Origin of the sequence: Pseudomonas sp. ANT_H4 (assembly GCF_008369295.1) — a bacterium.
Classification (GTDB): Bacteria; Pseudomonadota; Gammaproteobacteria; order Pseudomonadales; family Pseudomonadaceae; genus Aquipseudomonas.
Genome location: NZ_VOBG01000009.1, coordinates 201,043 through 217,689 on the forward strand (window position 1 = coordinate 201,043; position 16,647 = coordinate 217,689).

Here is a 16,647-nt window from a genome sequence, read left to right on the forward strand (position 1 = left end):
ACTGATTGCTGAGGTATTTATGAGCGCGAAAAGAAAAAAGTTAGCACCTCCCCATTGGGCTGAATGGACCGTTGGCAACACTATTCGATATGTCGGTTCCGGCCAAGGCGGTGAGGATTGTCACTGCCATATGACCGTGGGCGCCGATTATCTAATCCATGAAGCACCGGATGATATGGAATCCATGCTCGTACTGGATGATGACGGCGACGAAATCTCGGTACTTGTTGGCGAGTTCGAATGGGTGAAGCCATGACAAAACAAACGATTTACGGCGTGCTGGCGCCGCGTGAACTGCTGGAGCAGGCTGTAGCAGGGGAAGAAGTTAGGCCGAGGCTCGAAGGTCGAAACAATACCTGCGTAGGTTGCGGAAACTGGATGCCTTACAGTCACCCAGACGCGCATGAGCATGAGGACGGGTGCCCGGAAGAAGACGCCGCCAAACGCCGCCATTGGGTAAACCAACTGCGCACCCTGTTGGATGCGCCTGCAAGTGATATGGAGGGGCGCTGGGGTTACAAATATGGCGACCCTGAAACCGGTGATCAAGGCGACCTCGCATGGATTCCAGCAGCACAGCCCCAGGGCGATCCAGTGGCGTGTATGCCGATTGAGCGATGCTATGACGTTCGGGCGAAGATGATCATCGCATTCAATGAGACTAAGAAGTCGGGCGGCGATTTGGATGATGCGCTTGACGCTGCATACAAGGCGGCGTTGCGCTATTCGCCGAACCCAATGAACGCCGAGCAGCCCGCGCCGGTTCGCTATGAGCAGATTGACGAGGTAGCCAAGCCATGACCACCACCCAAACGATTGACAGCGTGCCGCGTGATGTGTCGGTGTCGGTGTCGGTGTCGATCACGCTGACCAAACAGCAAGAACGCGACATCCTGCGCTTCTACGATACGTGCGAAGACGGCCAGGGATACGACGTGCCGAAAGACCGCATGAAGTCTCTTGCGTGCCTTGGCCTGATCCGTCCTACCGGGTTTTCTCGATACGAGATTACGGACGCGGGTGATGCCGTAATTGAGAAGCTGCGCGTCCTGCTGGATGCCCCTATTGTTTCAAGCCGCTCTGGCGTTTCCGCCAAGGTTTACGGCTATACGCCGGGGATGGGCTTGGTAGAGTTGCGCATAGCAGGCGGCATTCCCTCTTGGCTTGAGCTTGGCGAATCGGTTTCAGTGTTGCCAGGTGGGTCAATCAGTGACGCCGCCAGTGGTGCCTTCCATTCCTCCGTCACAGGTGACGCTGCTGGGATCGAACCATTCGCCTGGATCGCGGACTATGCCGCATGCGGCGGTGGCCGGAGCGTTTTCACCGCCGAGCAGGCTGCCCACAATACCGATCGCATGTGCGTCAAAACGCCGGTTTATACCCTGAAATCCCTTGCTTCGGCATTGGCGGCGATTAAAACCTTGGAAGCCGGTGGCTACGCCTACAAGGGCGGCGAGATGTGGGAACTGCCGGTTGGCGCTGCGCCGGACTTAAGCCAACACCAAGGGGCACCGGTGGATCTCTCGTTACAGAGCATGCTGAACCTGAATTGGTCTGCGGCGGATGTTGTTCGTGCTATCTCCGATCAAGGTCCGCTGTACCGTAAGCCGCCGGTGAGCCACGGAGATACAGCTTTACTTCGTAAGGTGTACGACTTGATCGGCCTTTCCTACAGCCAGCCGGTGTCTGTGCTGTTGGCGAACCTCAAGAACATCATTCGGTTTTCCAACCTCCTGCACGCCATCGAGCGTAATTTCATGATGGTCCCTGGCAAGCCGAGCGATGAACCCGAGGACGAAGGTTGCGAGCCTGATGACCTTTGTCTGGTGAATTGCTGGGGATCCTCCGAAGCGGAGTACATCGAACAATTCCGGGCAGCACTTTCCACACTGACCGAGATGCGCAGTACAGAGCTGGCCAAATACATTGCTGTCGTCGACGGCTGTTACCGTCTGGCCAGTATGCACTCCGGCAGTATTGATGGAGTTGATGAGCTGGGTGGCGATGAGCACGCGGACCCCATCTGCGCCATTTTTCACCGGCTGTATTACGCCAGGTATCTGTTACCCAAAACGGTTTCCGATGGCGATGCTTTCGTGGAGTCTCGACATGGGTAGCAACAGAACGATCAGTGATGTTCATTTGGCGCTGCTGGAAACTATCGAAAAAACGTGGCGCCAGGGTAAAGAGTTTCCATCAGAGCACAACGCAGCCGTCGAAGACGGGCTCGTGAAACTGCGGGCGATTCTCGCTACCCCTTTGGTCCTCTGTCACGCATGTCTGAAAGAGGCGTGTGATCCGGACCACTTCGCCGAGGCAGGCAAATGCGTTCGGGTACTGGTTCCATCATTGATCGCCGAGAACGAGACCTTGAAGGCCAAGACCGCCACATGGTGTGGATACGGTGATGAACATCAGATGCATTACTTCCACGGTGATGCGGAAGCGATCCGGGCTCTGGGGAAACTGTTATTCGAGCTAGAGGGGCTGCGTCTGGACGCCAAGCGGCCTTGGTGGTTGAGAATGCTCCCTTCTCGCACCAAGGTAATACCAGGAGCTGCGACAGAGCTGACCAATATGAGCGGACAAGCTCACTGCCCGCATTGCGCGGTGTGCCATACGGCTGAGGAGACATGCATCCAAGCGCTGCGTCGAGTTCTTTCGCTGTATGAGTGCACCGAACATGGATCGGAAGGTGTTGAACCATGCGCCTGAAGAAAGCGGAACGTGAGCAACTACGGCTGAAATATGGTGGCCACTGCGCCTATTGTGGCGTTGTGCTCGTTGGAAACAATTGGCATGAGGACCACCTTGAGCCGATCATCCGACAAGTCGATAAGCCCACCGAGCGCCCGGAAAACCATCGGCTCTACAACATGATGCCCGCCTGCGCCCCTTGTAACCGAAGTAAGGGGCGGCAGGAGCTGGAAGGCTGGCGCAAGTGGCTTGCAGGGCACGTGAATAGCCTCAACGAGTATCACGGCATCTATCGCATGGCGAAAGCTTATGGTTTGGTCGTGGAGACGGCTGCTCCCGTCGTCTTCTACTTTGAAAAATGCGAGGCGGCGCGAGAATGAAAGCGCTGACTATTCGACAGCCTTGGGCATGGCTCATTGTGCATGCCGGGAAGAACGTCGAAAACCGCAGTTGGCGGTCTCACTACCGTGGCCGCTTTCTGGTGCATGCGGCAAAAGGAATGACCCTGCGAGAGTACGAAGAAGCCAAGGCGTGGTCCTGTGCATGCGGCGCGATAGAGATCCCTGCGTTTGGAGATCTGGAGCGGGGCGGAGTGATTGGTTCGGTTGAATTGGTGGACGTCCTCGATCACAGCGACTCTCCCTGGTTCATGGGGCCTAAGGCTTTTGTGCTACGCGCCCCGCAGGCCCTGCCATTTATGCCGGTTAAAGGTCGGCTCGGATTCTTCGAGGTGCCAACCGCTCATGACTGACGAAGAGGACTTGCAGGGTGAGGGGCGGCTCTTCTTCATCTGTTATGACCCCGTGATTGAGGGCTAGGCCTTTCAAATGTTCATGCGGCACCAGAGGCGACAACTGCTCTGGGGGAAACCCTCGGCGGTTGGCCTCAACCCAGACTGCCCGAACGGGGCCAGATCATTGGCGTCAGGTAGACCCATCTCGGGACGCTGCATCCTTCGTGAACCTGGCGGCGACTTATCAGTTTTTCAATTGAGGAACACAAACATGGTCCAAGAACTGAAGGCATACCAGTTGGGAGACGATATTGTCGCCCACTACACACCGGAAAAAGCGCTCGATTTCTTGCGTCGTTTTTGCGGATTAACCGATGAAGTCAGTATCGAGGATATCGAGTTGACGAGCGATGTTTTGCTCGACACTGAAATGTTAGAGGAGGATGGCACGCCGGCCGGGACTTTGCGTGCTCATTTGGCTGCGGCAACTGAGCCCTGTTACCTGCATGGGCCGGAATAATGCGACTCGGACTTTAACTGTCGGTGTGATCCATCTCCTGGGATAACGCCTACGCCCTAAGGAGAAAATTATGAACAGTCATGCAGGTACAGTTGTGAGTAAGGACGCCACCGGAGTTAATGCCTCGAGAGAGCAATTGCACGTGGTTTTTACTCCAGACCACGAGGAGGAAGGGAGTGGCCTCAAAGTCGATATTTCAGAATGGTTGAGTGAGGCAGGTCTTCCGGATCTGACGCTACTGTGGACTCACACTGCGGTTTTTAATATCGACCATATTGGTCGGATTCTTGAGTGGTACTACGTCGAAAAAAATCCCGATCTAAAAAAGCTCGTTCAGCATTGCCAGCGTATAGATCGGGAGGTCATGCCATTCGGTTATCAGTGTACGTTCAACGCGGAGGTTTTAAAGGCTTGGATCCTCGCCAATCGGCTCGACCTTGGTAATTCGCTGGTCTGCTTGCGCAATTCAGTGATTGTCTATACGACGGATACGCCAGGGTTCAAGTCAAAAGGATCCTACTTTTGGTACAAATTGAATTGCGGTACCAGGTCCTCAGAACGGTTTGACAGTGAGCTTGATGCTGGCAATAACGCAGTAGCCGTTCTCAATCTCGCGTAGTCGCGCCAGTTCTACATACACCTAAGCCCTGATCGCATGTCGCGATTGGGGTTTTTTTTCTCGCGAACAGCAGTGTTGATGCAGCAAATGATGCCGAGGTCCTACACGATCTTCTGAGTAGGCGGTGCGATGATGCACTGGGTGTTGCGTTGATTGGGGGCTCTAAATACCTGCCTGAATAGGAGCAATATGATATTGAAAAGGTAGGGTAAACTAGCCACTTGACCGGGATGGAGACCTCAGTGCCTGCCTATTTTCCTCCACTGACCATTGACGGTCAGTTTTTTGATTTTGCCCATCTTGAGCCGTTTACCTTCACTGTGACCAGCTTGCTTGCCAAGAAGGATTTGAAGGTTCACGTGACGTTTTCCAATCACTGTTTTACAGAAGGGTTTGAGGCGGAAAAGCATCGCCCAGGACAGCCAGTTATCATGGATGGTGTGCGCCAGCGGCTTTTTTGCCCAGTACGGTACCGTCTGTCCCTTAACCTCCCCGCAGTGATCCAGGGGCTAATCCATCCAAAGGCGAAGGTCTGGGAAACCGCGGCAGAACGAAATTGGTGCTATTCCATAACAATTGAAGACCCGAGCGGGCCATACCATGTTTTTTTTGAGGTGCGACGTGCCGGCCGAGAGAAACGTCAGTGGCAAGATATCAATCTGGTGATCGAAAGCGCTTATCATGAGGGGGAGGGCGGTGGGCCAGTATTGAAGGGCTCAATGGCTTTCGCGCTGCTATGCGGTAAGGTCTATATGGGGCACCCAACCGCAACTAAGCGATAGCTCACAAACGAAAAAAGACGCCTAAGCGTCTTTTTCGTAATCAGTAAAGCAGATCCGGACACCACTTACGAACCGCCTTGCGCGGTTACGGCTTTCGCCGCTGGGAAGCGCTCAATCTCATCCGGTCAGTCGCTTCGATGGGTTAAATCTAACGAAAGTTGACATGCGCGTCAATCATTTCAATCATTATGGATAACCCCAGTTCATCCTGAATCACTCAAGCCGCCCATATACCGTGGTTGGGCGTCACTATGCTCCGTGCAGCCGGTCGGTTTGCATTGACGCAGCGACAAGTAAGCAGTTAACTGGTTATCCATACAGTTATTGTTCAGGCCAGGTTTATGAGCGTGACCTTTCTTGGTCCCATTGCCGGCGGTGGTGAATCCCTACCGCTGTATTCGTGTCAGGTGTCAGCTGGCTTTCCATCGCCGGCTGCGGACCACCTTGAAAAGCTTATATCGTTGGATGAGCTGTTTGAAATACGTGCGCCGCATGTGTACCTGGCCAAAATCCTGGGGGACAGCATGCAAGGCGCCGGCATTTTTAACGGTGATCTGGTGATCGTTGATCGAAGTAAAACGGCGCGACATGGCGATATTGTCATTGCGGCGCTTAACACCGAGTGCGTGTGCAAACGTCTGCACAAGCGAGATGACCAAGTGGTGTTGATGGCCGAAAATCCAAAATTTCCGCCCAGGTATGTGATGGAAGGCGACGAGCTGGTGATATGGGGTGTGGTCAACTACAGCGTTCGCGACCATGAGCGTTAATGCTGGCGTTGATCCTGCCTTGCCGATTTTTGCGCTGGCGGACTGCAATAGTTCTGGACCCAAGCTAACAGTTAGTCGTGATTTTATCCATACAATTCAATAGCTTAATTCTTCTAACTATTTTGCATTCATTTTGCGCAAGTTCACGTGATTAAGCGGTCGTCCACTCATGCGGCAAACTCGGGCATTTTTCCTCCCCAGTGCGTCTGCCAATGGCGAGGATGTCTTTCAATAGATACACAGTTCAGGTCGTAAGTGCTGGATGGATTCAAATCGTGGCTGCCGCGCATTTGCCGCTGCGCAGCAACTTGCTGAATAGCTGCTCTAGAACACCAAAGGCCCCACAATCGCACCTGATTATGGGGTATGCGCCCCTCCTCCGAACTGTTCATGACACCTACGAAGGCCCGCGCTCAACGGGAAGTTGTGTGACGCGCTAACTGTAACGACCTGCATTTGAAAACGCGCCGACCTGCAATCAAGGCGTTTTCCGACCAGGATTAACTGCGACTGTCCGGCCCGGCCAGCATTAGCTGCAAATGACGGGGTTTATAGGTAGATGATCAAAGGCTGCATCAGCTCCTATATGGGCACGCGTAGAATCCAGAAAAGTCGCACGTTGAGGCCCAAGCAACCACTGCCTACCCTGCTTCGAGCAAACGCGTGGGGCCTACAGCTTTGAGGCCCACTACGCTATGTGCGGGCTCGGTCTCGCCCAAAGGGTTCGGTCAACTGACCAAGGTAACCTTTGGGATAGTCCCTCTCACGCAAGCCGACATTGGCGTCGACCTGCTTTCCTGTACTGTCGTAGAACGTCCCAAATAGCCGATCCCACACCATCAGAAATTCGCCGAAGTTCACCAGGGCATCTTCGAAGTCGCGCTTGTGGTGCCAGCGATGAATCTTGGCGACCCCGAGCACATACCGCAACCCATCCCACCCGGTAGTCCAGGTTCGAGTGCTGAAAGGCCAGATGCGCGGTCAGGATACCGAACCAGGTGGCAACCACTGCCGAAGGCGCGCCGAATGCAAACAGCACCACCAATCCCGGTCCCGCCATGAGTGCGGCATGTAGGGGATGCCGGCGCTCACCGTTCATCCAGTACAAGCGCTCGGCACTGTGGTGAATCATATGAAAACGCCATAGCCAGGGTACGTGGTGGCTGATCCGGTGCATGGCGTACAGGCTCAGATCGAGCACGGCGGCAACCAGCAGCAGCTGCAGCCACAGCGGGCTTTCAACTGGAAAGACACGAACGGAAGCTGGTACCGCATCGCCCAGCCTAGCCAAGTTTTCGGCGGTGAACTGGATGACGGAAAGATTCACTAGCATATGCACCAGGTCGGTCAGGGTGTCCTGGTGATCCTCCAGCCAGCCCTGGCGGAAAGGTTGGATGCGTTCCAGCGCCGCCACAGCCAAAAGACCGACTGCGGCAACCAAGGGTGTGCTGGGCCAATACGGCACACCGGCGTACAAGGCCCTGACCATGAAGGCAGCGCTGCCACCAAACACGAGCGGGTAACTCAACCAGCGCAGGGCAAATTGAAGGGAAGTGGACATCGCTCAGCTCCTGTGTAGAGAGCCTTCATGGTATGTGGAGAGGACGTCGTTCGACTTGAACGAAAGAGCTATGACGCCTGGAGCCCTACCTCAGCTAGGGCAGAGGACGGATCGATGCCCAGCAGCATTCTGAATGTCCGGGAGAAATGCGCCGAATCGGAAAAGCCCGCCGCATGCGCGGCTTCGGTCAACCGGCCCCCTTGAGCCATATGTTGAAGGGCTTGGGTGAGGCGCAGCCATTTGACGTAACTGCGCAATGGCACACCTGTTTGCTCCACGAACCAATGGGAAAAGCGTGTCGGGGATAGATGCACCAACGCAGCCATTACCTCACGCCCCATTTGGCCTTCGCGCAGCGTTGCGGTGACTTTGGTCAGGCGCGGATCGCGGATTGGCGGATCGGGAAGCCGCAACAGCTGACGTACCTGTGCCTGCAACTGGACAGCTGCATGCCCCGACGTACTCAACGCCTCGACTATCGCAACAACGTCGGCAGGGAGTATCTCCATCAGCCTCGCGGCTCCGCTCATCCGCAAGGCACGTACCTCATCGGACAGCACATCCAGGTAGATCGAGAGGACATGCCCTGCACACAGCCGGTGCTTCAAGCCTGCCGGAGTGAGGATGCCAGGCCCACCGAATCAAGGCGTTGTTCAGTAACACACTCGACCCGACTCGGGCCGTCGAATTACGCGACAAGATGCTGGCAGCGGGCTTGCCGGTCTGAGCCCTGTCATTTGCAGCTAATGCTGGCTGGCGACGATGGAATGCAGGTCGGGGCGTTCTCAAATACAGGTCGTTACAGCTAGAGAGCCTATAATGATGATCAGGCTCGCGAAAACCTAGCTTCGCCGAGCAAACACGAGGAGATGAAGATGGTAGATGTCGCAAATACACGTCCGGAGGGCCAGGGACATGGGCTGCTTTGTCCTGCCTGCAGGGTCGATCTGGTCATGAGCGAGCGCCAGGGCATCGAGATCGACTATTGTCCGAAATGCCGTGGCGTTTGGCTGGATCGAGGCGAGCTCGACAAGATCATCGAGCGCAGCGCCGACGCTGGCCCCGCTCAAACCCAAACCTACGCACCGAAGCCCGCACCGCAACAGGGGCAGCCTAGTCCGTCCCAAGGCTACTACGATGACGGTCATGGTTCGGGGCACGGAGGACACCGTCGCAAGCGATCATTCCTGTCAGATCTCTTCGACTGAGATCTTTGCTTCGGGACCGCTGCGGCGCCCTTCCACTGATTACTGAGGATCAAACATGGGCGCAGGGCATTCACACGCGGTGGCAGTTCCGCCCGGAACCGCAGCGGGACGGCATAAGAGCAGACTCGTAGGGGCGCTCGCCCTCACCACGACGTTCATGGTGGTTGAGGTGATCGGCGGCCTGTGGACGGGCAGCCTTGCGCTCCTCGCGGATGCGGCGCACATGCTGACCGACGCTGGCGGCCTTGCCCTGGCGCTGATCGCCGTCCGTTTTGCGGAACGCCCGGCGACGCCGCAGAAAACCTACGGTTTTGCTCGCATGGAGGTACTGTCGGCGCTTACGAATGCCGTCGTGCTCCTTCTACTGACCGTTTATATCTTCTACGAGGCCTATCAGCGTTTCCTGAACCCGCCGGAAATTCTAGCTGGACCGATGCTTGCCGTGGCGGTGGTCGGGCTTGTGGTCAACTTGATCAGCATGAGGCTCCTGTCCGCCGGGTCGTCGGAAAGCCTCAATGTAAAGGGAGCCTATTTCGAGGTGCTCAGCGACATGCTGGGCTCGCTCGGCGTCATCGTCGCCGCAGGCGTCATCATGCTCACCGGCTGGACGCTGGCCGATCCGATCATCGGCGCTGGCATCGGGCTTTTTATCATTCCGCGCACGTGGATATTGTTGAAGCAGGCAATCCACATCCTGATGGAAGGCACGCCGCCCCAAGTCAATATAGCGCTGCTGGAGCGAAAGTTGCTGGACATTTCCGGCGTGACAGCCGTCCACGATCTTCATGTCTGGACGATAACCTCCGGCATCGACGCCATGAGCTGCCACCTGGTCGTGGCCGACATGGCCCAGGCGCGGATGACGCTTATCAGCGCAAATGAGGCGATGAAGACCGGTTTCGGCCTGACACATGCGACGATCCAGATCGAGGATCAGAACCTGCGTGAGGCTGAGTGCGAATTAAGGCTATAGTGCTAGCAGGGGAAGGCGACTGGACAACCGGCCGGACGAACGCGACGGCGATGGTTGGCGCTGCGGGTGGACGTGCTTGAAGAACGGGCCGGTTTCCCTGGAAATCTTGCCCCGGCGAAAAACGGAGACCGAGATGGGAAAACATGGCCACCATGACCGCGGGTATCGCGATAGTTACTATCGGAGAAACGATCGCGATCCGAAGATGACGGGGGAGCCGGTCGATTATGATGCGCGTCCGAGCCTGCCGAGAAAACTGCCGATGGCTGTCGTTCTTGTCGGCCTCGTTCTGTGGTCGCTTCTCGCCTGGGTCGGTTATGCCCTGGTTGATCCCGTCCTCGGCTGGGTGGCGGCCAATGCCGGCCTCCTGGTGGACGGCGGGAAGGGCCTCGCGACCGGAGCCGGCAAGGAGGTTGGCAGTGTCGTCGATAATCTCAACGTTAGCGGCTTTTTGGGACAAGCCATCGCCTTGCTCCGAGTCATCGTGAAGCCGGCGATTATTGTTCTCTGGGTGATCGGTACCCTTGTCCTCATTGCCGCGCCCGTGATTCTGCCGAGGGTCGGCCGGCTGCTTGGTGGGCGCCGGCACTGATCGCGTCTGCCAACTTCTGCAACCATGACAGCGGCTCGAACCGCATCACCGACTCATTGAGCACCCCGTCGGTCTTTAGGATCTGCTTCAGGGGCGGCATTCTTGAGTGGGGCGAGATAGCGCAAGGTCACATAGGTGACCGCGCTTAGGATCACGGCGATAGCCCATCATGTGTTGAATTGCATCCAAAAATACCCACTTTCAGGGGTAATTTGGCACCAGCCGGTTCATGTTTTTAGCGCTGCAGACGTCTTGGTCAACAAATCCGGCAAGTTGGCCAGGCCCTGCGCACAGGGGCGTACCAGCAGATCGGCGAATTTCTGATGGTGTGGGATCGGCTATTTGGGACGTTCTACGACAGTACAGGAAAGCAGGTCGACGCCAATGTCGGCTTGCGTGAGAGGGACTATCCCAAAGGTTACCTTGGTCAGTTGACCGAACCCTTTGGGCGAGACCGAGCCCGCACATAGCGTAGTGGGCCTCAAAGCTGTAGGCCCCACGCGTTTGCTCGAAGCAGGGTAGGCAGTGGTTGCTTGGGCCTCAACGTGCGACTTTTCTGGATTCTACGCGTGCCCATATAGGAGCTGATGCAGCCTTTGATCATCTACCTATAAACCCCGTCATTTGCAGCTAATGCTGGCCGGGCCGGACAGTCGCAGTTAATCCTGGTCGGAAAACGCCTTGATTGCAGGTCGGCGCGTTTTCAAATGCAGGTCGTTAAACGTAGTAGGGCAATGCTACGAAGTGTCCTATGCGCGCGGTGTTGGCAAAGTGAAGGGGGAGCTATCGCAGGAGGAAGGCGCCAAGCTTCAGAACAGGAAGGTCAACAAAATCTGATGAACGCCGGCCGCTAGAGAGGCCGGTGCGACCATAGAAAAAGGCCGGGATTATTCCTGGTCTTTTTTTAGTCGCTAAATGAACGAGAGCTAGCCCGATGAACGATCAAACCAAGCCTAATGCCACTGAAAACGGCCACGAAGCAATGCACAAGTTAGCCCAATCGGTTCCGGACCGGGCAAGCACGGATTTGCACGGCCCCGATTTCGCGACGCTGACCGAGCTTGAATTAAATCTCTTCCGCGCCCTGCGTGCTGAAGGCCAAAAATTTGGCCTGATCGTGAGCGTTGAGGTTATGGACGACAGTGAGGACATTCAGAGCTAGCGACCGCATCCCCGTCGCAGCAGTCCGACAGGGTGATTTTAGATTTTTGTCGCAGCCCCCCCTTATTTTGGTATTTTTACTGGGTGATGCTCAGATGTTTGTGCGAGCTTTAATGGTGTCAACGCTTTGGCTTGGCAGGTACTGAACAGATCTAGCTCTTGGCGATATGCTGAAGTTTGAATACCCATCAACCCTAATACAGAATGGAATAAGTTGTCATGGGACAGCGATACACCACGTTGTTCCTTCAAACATTGAGGATTGAGGTTTTGACGCGACTGCATGTCTTTGGAGATCCAGAGTATCATGGGGATACTAGTCTGCTCGCTGGGAGCCATAGCATAAGGAAGTCCGTGCAAGTAAAGCCCATTCTCTCCGAGGGACTCACCGTGATCAGAGACATAAAGCATCGCTGTATCAAAACGTTCAGCGTTACGCTTTAGCAGGTCGATCGTTTGCCCAAGTACGTAGTCCGTATAACCAAGACTGTTATCATAGGCACTGACAATGCTTTCGCGCGTACAACGTTCAAGTTGGTTATTGTCGCAAACGGGCCCGAATCGTTCGAACGCTGGTGGATAGCGCTTGAAATAGGATGGGCCGTGACTGCCTTTCATGTGTAGCACCACGATTGAATCCCGCTGCTGTTGATCCAAGTATGCTTGTAAATCTTGCAATAAAATTTCATCGTAACACTCGTCGGCTCTGCATAATCCCAGCGTTTTCTGATTGTTCAATTTTTCATTTGGTACTCGGTCGCAAATACCTTTGCAACCTGAGTTATTGTCTCTCCAAATTACCGATACACCGGCCCGCTGCAATACGTCTAATAGTCCTTCTCTACGCAGCGCCATACCGTCTTTGTATCCTTCTTTACCCACGTCCAGGAACATGCAGGGTAAAGAAACGGCCGTAGCTGTTCCACATGAGCTGACATTGGTAAAACTTAAGACACCACGACTGGCTAATTCCGGATTGGTATCCCGGGTATAGCCATTGAGGGAGAAATTCGCGGACCTAGCGGTTTCACCCACCATCAGTACCGTTAGCCGTGGTTTGCGTACATCAACAGTAGCTTCTTCACGGCGGGCATCAGCACCAATGATTTTTAATTCGGTGGGAACTGCTAGCTGGCGACGCGTATACCCATGGATTGCCGAAACCACATTCGACGGAACCAACATCAATCGGAGTTCGCGATGGTTACGCATCAGCGATGCATAGGATTGATAAAGCGTAAATACGATGATCGCCAAGCAGGTTAGCGCGACCGCCATACCCATCAATCGATGAGCAAGTGCGCGGGACCACGATCGTTGGATCAAACGGACTCGAGTGATAATCAGCAACGGAATAACACCAAAGCCCAGCATCCACAGCAGTAGTTCCCAGTTCAGTAGGTCCATGGCCTCGGAACTGTCCGTTTGCATCACATTCGTTAGCATGCTGTAATCAATTACTATGCCATAGCTATTCATAAAGTAACTCGTTGCTGCCGCAACCAGCAGCACGATAGCTAGCACAGGTTTTATCAAGTGCCCCCAAGCCATCACGCTGAGCAATATGTATAGCCAAATCAACACAAACCAAGGCAGGCTAAGCACGAATATGGTGTTTCCGTCCTGTAGGCCTCCCACGCCTTGCCATACAGCTCGCCAAAATGGCCAGTTACTCAACAATAGAAGCCAAGTTGAAACTGCAAGGATTAACTGGTTACTACCGAGTGTGATTTCCCAACTGCGAATGGGTACTTTGTTATTCATGGGTACTCCGGAATATCTCGACGTATCCAGGCGCGAACTGCCACCGGAGTGTCACTATGTTTTAGGTAAGAAAAAATCGCCAAGGGCGCGGTGCAACTCGTGGATGCACCAGTGACCCTGAACGTTCTGGTCAGCTAGTTGGCGATCCGCGACTAGCCAAACCGCCAGACACCCCAAACTAATGAAAATCTTTTTCATGAGGCAATCCCCCAGTAGTCGTTGAGCTTTTTTCGCAGCACCAACAACGCGGCTGTTTCAGCGAGCGCCTTGTCTTTGCGGCGCAGTTCGCGCTCAAGTTCCTGGATGCGTTTCTTGTCCTTGCGGGCTTGCTCGCGGTCGTCTTTTTGCTGGGCCTTTTCCGATTTCTGGCCGGTGATGAAGGCTTGTCGCCAGGCCGTGATTTGCTCGGGGTAAAGGCCTTTGCGGCGGCAATACTCGCCCAGCTCGATCTCGGACAAACCGGACGCTTCAAGGACGACAGCAAACTTGGTTTCGGCTGACCAGCTCTGAGTCGATTGCTTGTTTTCGGACACTGCATTTCCTTCAGAACTGAGCTGCTTGCGCCAGTTGGACAAAGACATTTCGCTGACCCCTTCGCGCCGGGAGACCTCGGCCATCGACAGGTTCAGCGGGGGAAGCAGCATCTTGAGTAATGCGGCTCTGCGTTCAGGTGAATAATACGGCACGACCAGTCTCTTTCCGCCCCCGATGTGCTTTTTTAGGAAAATTCGGAGAGGCGACAACTATCCTGACACCGGGGGATTTACGCCCCCAAAACGCGCAGCTTGTTTGTTCACTAATAAATATTTGATGGTCTAAAAAACTGCGAGCATCGATTTCAGGCGGCTGGATTCGATCAGAAGTCGACACGTCCGCAGGATCCTATGACGCGTAGATTTTTTGCACGCTCAATGTACTGCTGAGAAGTTATCAGAATGGTGACTGAAGAATTACAAATTTGTTATAAGCCCCTCAGCCGCGGACAATTCGTCTAAGATCTATTTAGTGTGGAAGCTTGTATGTTTTACCTCGATTGCGTAGAGGAGGCTCGAAAAATACGTGATAACTTCTTACTGACTAAAGCCTAAAATGTACGAGTGAAGTTATCTATGCGAGTATAAGGATATTTTATATTTAGTGTCGAGATTTTATAAAAAATGCGTATTTTGATAATAGAAGACGAGCTGAAAACCGCCCATTATTTACACCAGGGGCTGACCGAAAGTGGATTTGTCGTTGATTGCGTCGCCAGCGGAATCGATGGCTTACGCTTAGTCTCCCAACAGGCGTATGATCTTGTAGTGCTCGATGCAAACTTACCGCAACGGGGCGGCTGGGGTCTGCTTGTAAGTATTCGCAAGGTCATTATTGCGCCCATCATGATACTTACCGTTAACGGTAGTCTGGAGGACAAAATCAAAGGATTCGATCTAGGCGCCGACGATTACATGGTCAAACCAATTGAGTTTCCAGAACTGTTGGCCCGAGTACGTACTCTGATGCGTCGCACTGAATTGTCGGCATTGCCCGACGTACTATGTGTCGGCGACCTGGAACTCGATCTGGGTAGACACCGGGTCTTTCGCGCCAGACAGCGGATTGAACTGACCAATAAGGAGTTCGCCTTGCTAGATCTCTTGATGCGCCAGACTGGTACGACGCTGTCGCGCACGCAAATCATGTCCTCTGTCTGGGGGCTGAATGCTGATTGCGACACCAATGTTGTTGAGGTAGCAATGAGAAGGCTTCGGGCCAAGATTGATGATCCTTTCAACAACAAGCTGATCCATACCTTGCGCGGTGTTGGATATGTTCTCGAAACGCGCGATCATTGAGTTCTATTAATTTTTTAAGTTGTGCGCTATAATCGGCATTGAATTTAAATTCAGAATGCACAAATATTTACTCTAAAATTCAGTTCTATTAGATTCCTAATCGTCTCCGGGGTGCGGCGGTACTGCTCATGGCTGATTCTGATACTTCTAAGACTCTGCTATGAGCCTGTTAAACATACTGTGCGCTGACGCTGTCATTGCCTTCAATAATTTTTGCTGAAAGTCGTGGTGATCGCAACGTTGGCAACGCCATGGAAACAAATCAGAAAGCAATGGCCGCCTACGCCGCGCAAAAAAGGCTGGACCGCTCCGGAAGTTCAGAAATACTGCTATAGAATGAAGCTTGATATCGCAAAAGTGGTAAAGTGGTGAGTACGACCCCACCAATTCGCTTTTGCAACATTGTACCTTTTCGAATGACCTATGAGGACTCAGCTGGAAAGTTTCACACTATTGAATACTAAATTATGGGTGTGTGTCGTAACACGCACGAATGAACGGATGACGTGAATAAGGGCTTTTTTTTCTATGGTTGGTGTCACCAGTTGGTGTGTCCATGGATGTTTGGAAAACCCAGCTTGAAGGTCGTGATCTTGCCCGGGCAGCTATTAACTTCTGCGACTCCCTGATGCAAACTCATGATTGATTTCACAATGGCTAAACCAAGCCCGGTACTTCCTTTAGCGCGCGAATGATGAGTGTCAACTCGATAAAAGCGATCGAATAAGTGCGGTAGGTGTTGAGGTTCAATACCTGCGCCTGGGTTGGCTACATGTAGCGAGACTTCTGTGGCATGGACTTCGATGGTGATTGAGATGGCTTGGCCTGCTGGACAATGGCGTATTGCGTTGGACATCAGGTTGGAAATGGCCCGCTGAATCATCAGCCGATCACCAATGGTCGACCCACTGCCCGTAACGCTCAAGCTGACATGTTTCTCTTCCGCCGACAGGGAAAACAGATCGATGACCTTCGAGGCTTCATCCTCCAGCGCAATGGTCTCAAACGGGACCAGCGCAGCGGGATTACTGACCTGCGCTAGGAAAAGCATGTCCGAGACAATCCGGGCTACGCGCCCAAGCTCTTGGGTGGAGGACTCCAAAACCGCTTTGTACTCCTCGGCCGACCTCTCCCGGGACAACGTCACCTGGGCTTTGCCCATCAGGTTGGAAATGGGTGCTCGTAGTTCGTGGGCCAAGTCATCGGAGAACTGCGACAACTGCTGAACATCGCTGTCTAGTCGGTGCAGCATGAAGTTGATGCCATGGGCCAGTTCGCTGAGCTCCTGCGGCATCTTGACCACCGAGAGTCGATGGCTGAGGTCCTGAGCAGAGATCATGGCGGCCACCTTGCGAAACTCCCGCAGCGGCGCGAGCCCCCGTTTTACCACTGCCCAGGCACTGAGGCCGATAAGTAGCAGCAGCAACGGCAA

At 54.1% G+C, this 16,647-nt stretch carries 18 protein-coding genes and 3 pseudogenes; 16 read left to right on the forward strand and 5 right to left on the reverse strand.

Going from position 1 to position 16,647, the window contains the following annotated elements; all coding sequences use genetic code 11:
• The first annotated feature begins 19 nt into the window (after positions 1–19).
• The 10 genes from FQ182_RS14505 (at position 20) to FQ182_RS14550 (ending at position 6,121) form a co-directional block, all read left to right on the forward strand.
• Positions 20–256 (forward strand): hypothetical protein, encoded by a 237-nt coding sequence (locus FQ182_RS14505; RefSeq protein WP_149415322.1) that lies wholly within the window; start codon positions 20–22, stop codon positions 254–256.
• Positions 241–801, forward strand: a complete 561-nt coding sequence (locus FQ182_RS14510) for a hypothetical protein (RefSeq protein ID WP_149415323.1) — start codon at positions 241–243, stop codon at positions 799–801. Before FQ182_RS14505 ends, FQ182_RS14510 begins: the two co-directional genes overlap by 16 nt.
• Positions 798–2,117, forward strand: coding sequence for a hypothetical protein (locus tag FQ182_RS14515; RefSeq protein ID WP_149415324.1), 1,320 nt, complete (start codon positions 798–800; stop codon positions 2,115–2,117). The genes FQ182_RS14510 and FQ182_RS14515 overlap by 4 nt, the downstream gene beginning before the upstream one ends.
• Positions 2,110–2,715 (forward strand): hypothetical protein, encoded by a 606-nt coding sequence (locus FQ182_RS14520; protein WP_149494020.1) that lies wholly within the window; start codon positions 2,110–2,112, stop codon positions 2,713–2,715. The genes FQ182_RS14515 and FQ182_RS14520 overlap by 8 nt, the downstream gene beginning before the upstream one ends.
• Entirely contained in the window at positions 2,706–3,077 is a 372-nt protein-coding gene (locus tag FQ182_RS14525; protein WP_149415326.1) for an HNH endonuclease, read from the forward strand. The genes FQ182_RS14520 and FQ182_RS14525 overlap by 10 nt, the downstream gene beginning before the upstream one ends.
• Positions 3,074–3,448, forward strand: coding sequence for an ASCH domain-containing protein (locus FQ182_RS14530; RefSeq protein WP_149415327.1), 375 nt, complete (start codon positions 3,074–3,076; stop codon positions 3,446–3,448). Before FQ182_RS14525 ends, FQ182_RS14530 begins: the two co-directional genes overlap by 4 nt.
• Before the next feature lie 253 nt (positions 3,449–3,701).
• On the forward strand, positions 3,702–3,950 hold the full coding sequence (locus FQ182_RS14535; RefSeq protein ID WP_149494021.1) for a hypothetical protein: 249 nt from the start codon (positions 3,702–3,704) through the stop codon (positions 3,948–3,950).
• Positions 3,951–4,020: 70 nt separating this feature from the next.
• Positions 4,021–4,569 (forward strand): hypothetical protein, encoded by a 549-nt coding sequence (locus FQ182_RS14540; protein WP_149415343.1) that lies wholly within the window; start codon positions 4,021–4,023, stop codon positions 4,567–4,569.
• Positions 4,570–4,799: 230 nt separating this feature from the next.
• On the forward strand, positions 4,800–5,351 hold the full coding sequence (locus FQ182_RS14545) for a hypothetical protein (RefSeq protein ID WP_149415344.1): 552 nt from the start codon (positions 4,800–4,802) through the stop codon (positions 5,349–5,351).
• A 341-nt stretch (positions 5,352–5,692) separates the two neighbouring features.
• Positions 5,693–6,121, forward strand: coding sequence for a LexA family transcriptional regulator (locus FQ182_RS14550; protein WP_149415345.1), 429 nt, complete (start codon positions 5,693–5,695; stop codon positions 6,119–6,121).
• Between the two features lie 693 nt (positions 6,122–6,814).
• On the opposite strand, the pseudogene FQ182_RS30685 reads toward FQ182_RS14550, so the two are convergent.
• Positions 6,815–7,682: pseudogene (locus FQ182_RS30685) on the reverse strand (sterol desaturase family protein).
• 68 nt (positions 7,683–7,750) lie between these two features.
• Complete coding sequence (locus FQ182_RS14560; protein WP_256666384.1) at positions 7,751–8,290, reverse strand: helix-turn-helix transcriptional regulator; 540 nt, start codon at positions 8,288–8,290, stop codon at positions 7,751–7,753.
• Positions 8,291–8,557: 267 nt separating this feature from the next.
• Between FQ182_RS14560 and FQ182_RS14570 the strand changes: the two genes are divergently transcribed.
• The 4 genes from FQ182_RS14570 to FQ182_RS14595 all read left to right on the forward strand — a co-directional run bounded on the left by FQ182_RS14570 (position 8,558) and on the right by FQ182_RS14595 (position 11,617).
• Positions 8,558–8,890: a zf-TFIIB domain-containing protein gene (locus FQ182_RS14570; RefSeq protein WP_077750425.1), complete on the forward strand. Its 333-nt coding sequence runs from the start codon at positions 8,558–8,560 to the stop codon at positions 8,888–8,890.
• Between the two features lie 55 nt (positions 8,891–8,945).
• A complete protein-coding gene (locus tag FQ182_RS14575) occupies positions 8,946–9,863 on the forward strand; it encodes a cation diffusion facilitator family transporter (protein ID WP_077750424.1) in 918 nt (305 codons plus the stop codon).
• Between the two features lie 76 nt (positions 9,864–9,939).
• The gene (locus tag FQ182_RS30010; protein WP_197678977.1) at positions 9,940–10,455 is read left to right on the forward strand and encodes a hypothetical protein; all 516 of its coding nucleotides are present in this window, start codon (positions 9,940–9,942) and stop codon (positions 10,453–10,455) included.
• A 934-nt stretch (positions 10,456–11,389) separates the two neighbouring features.
• Positions 11,390–11,617, forward strand: a complete 228-nt coding sequence (locus FQ182_RS14595; RefSeq protein WP_077750423.1) for a hypothetical protein — start codon at positions 11,390–11,392, stop codon at positions 11,615–11,617.
• A gap of 62 nt (positions 11,618–11,679) precedes the next feature.
• Here the strand turns inward: FQ182_RS14595 and FQ182_RS14600 are convergent, their stop codons facing one another.
• Entirely contained in the window at positions 11,680–13,380 is a 1,701-nt protein-coding gene (locus tag FQ182_RS14600; RefSeq protein ID WP_077750422.1) for a phosphoethanolamine transferase, read from the reverse strand.
• Between the two features lie 204 nt (positions 13,381–13,584).
• Positions 13,585–14,066 (reverse strand): annotated as a pseudogene (locus FQ182_RS14605) (transposase); the annotation flags it as partial.
• Positions 14,067–14,537: 471 nt separating this feature from the next.
• Between FQ182_RS14605 and FQ182_RS14610 the strand changes: the two are divergent.
• Positions 14,538–15,215 (forward strand): heavy metal response regulator transcription factor, encoded by a 678-nt coding sequence (locus FQ182_RS14610; RefSeq protein WP_077750421.1) that lies wholly within the window; start codon positions 14,538–14,540, stop codon positions 15,213–15,215.
• A gap of 185 nt (positions 15,216–15,400) precedes the next feature.
• Positions 15,401–15,679, forward strand: a pseudogene (locus FQ182_RS14615) (DUF2790 domain-containing protein).
• A gap of 74 nt (positions 15,680–15,753) precedes the next feature.
• Here the strand turns inward: FQ182_RS14615 and FQ182_RS14620 are convergent.
• Positions 15,754–16,647: heavy metal sensor histidine kinase (locus FQ182_RS14620; protein WP_149494022.1), on the reverse strand; the 894-nt coding region annotated here is incomplete at its 5' end.

Coding starts and splice junctions, on each gene's coding strand:
- FQ182_RS14505 (WP_149415322.1), top strand. CDS start 20: ATGAGCGCGAAAAGAAAAAAGTTAGCACCTCCCCATTGGGCTGAATGG.
- FQ182_RS14510 (WP_149415323.1), top strand. CDS start 241: ATGGGTGAAGCCATGACAAAACAAACGATTTACGGCGTGCTGGCGCCG.
- FQ182_RS14515 (WP_149415324.1), top strand. CDS start 798: ATGACCACCACCCAAACGATTGACAGCGTGCCGCGTGATGTGTCGGTG.
- FQ182_RS14520 (WP_149494020.1), top strand. CDS start 2,110: ATGGGTAGCAACAGAACGATCAGTGATGTTCATTTGGCGCTGCTGGAA.
- FQ182_RS14525 (WP_149415326.1), top strand. CDS start 2,706: ATGCGCCTGAAGAAAGCGGAACGTGAGCAACTACGGCTGAAATATGGT.
- FQ182_RS14530 (WP_149415327.1), top strand. CDS start 3,074: ATGAAAGCGCTGACTATTCGACAGCCTTGGGCATGGCTCATTGTGCAT.
- FQ182_RS14535 (WP_149494021.1), top strand. CDS start 3,702: ATGGTCCAAGAACTGAAGGCATACCAGTTGGGAGACGATATTGTCGCC.
- FQ182_RS14540 (WP_149415343.1), top strand. CDS start 4,021: ATGAACAGTCATGCAGGTACAGTTGTGAGTAAGGACGCCACCGGAGTT.
- FQ182_RS14545 (WP_149415344.1), top strand. CDS start 4,800: ATGGAGACCTCAGTGCCTGCCTATTTTCCTCCACTGACCATTGACGGT.
- FQ182_RS14550 (WP_149415345.1), top strand. CDS start 5,693: ATGAGCGTGACCTTTCTTGGTCCCATTGCCGGCGGTGGTGAATCCCTA.
- FQ182_RS14570 (WP_077750425.1), top strand. CDS start 8,558: ATGGTAGATGTCGCAAATACACGTCCGGAGGGCCAGGGACATGGGCTG.
- FQ182_RS14575 (WP_077750424.1), top strand. CDS start 8,946: ATGGGCGCAGGGCATTCACACGCGGTGGCAGTTCCGCCCGGAACCGCA.
- FQ182_RS14595 (WP_077750423.1), top strand. CDS start 11,390: ATGAACGATCAAACCAAGCCTAATGCCACTGAAAACGGCCACGAAGCA.
- FQ182_RS14600 (WP_077750422.1), bottom strand. CDS start 13,380: ATGAATAACAAAGTACCCATTCGCAGTTGGGAAATCACACTCGGTAGT.
- FQ182_RS14610 (WP_077750421.1), top strand. CDS start 14,538: ATGCGTATTTTGATAATAGAAGACGAGCTGAAAACCGCCCATTATTTA.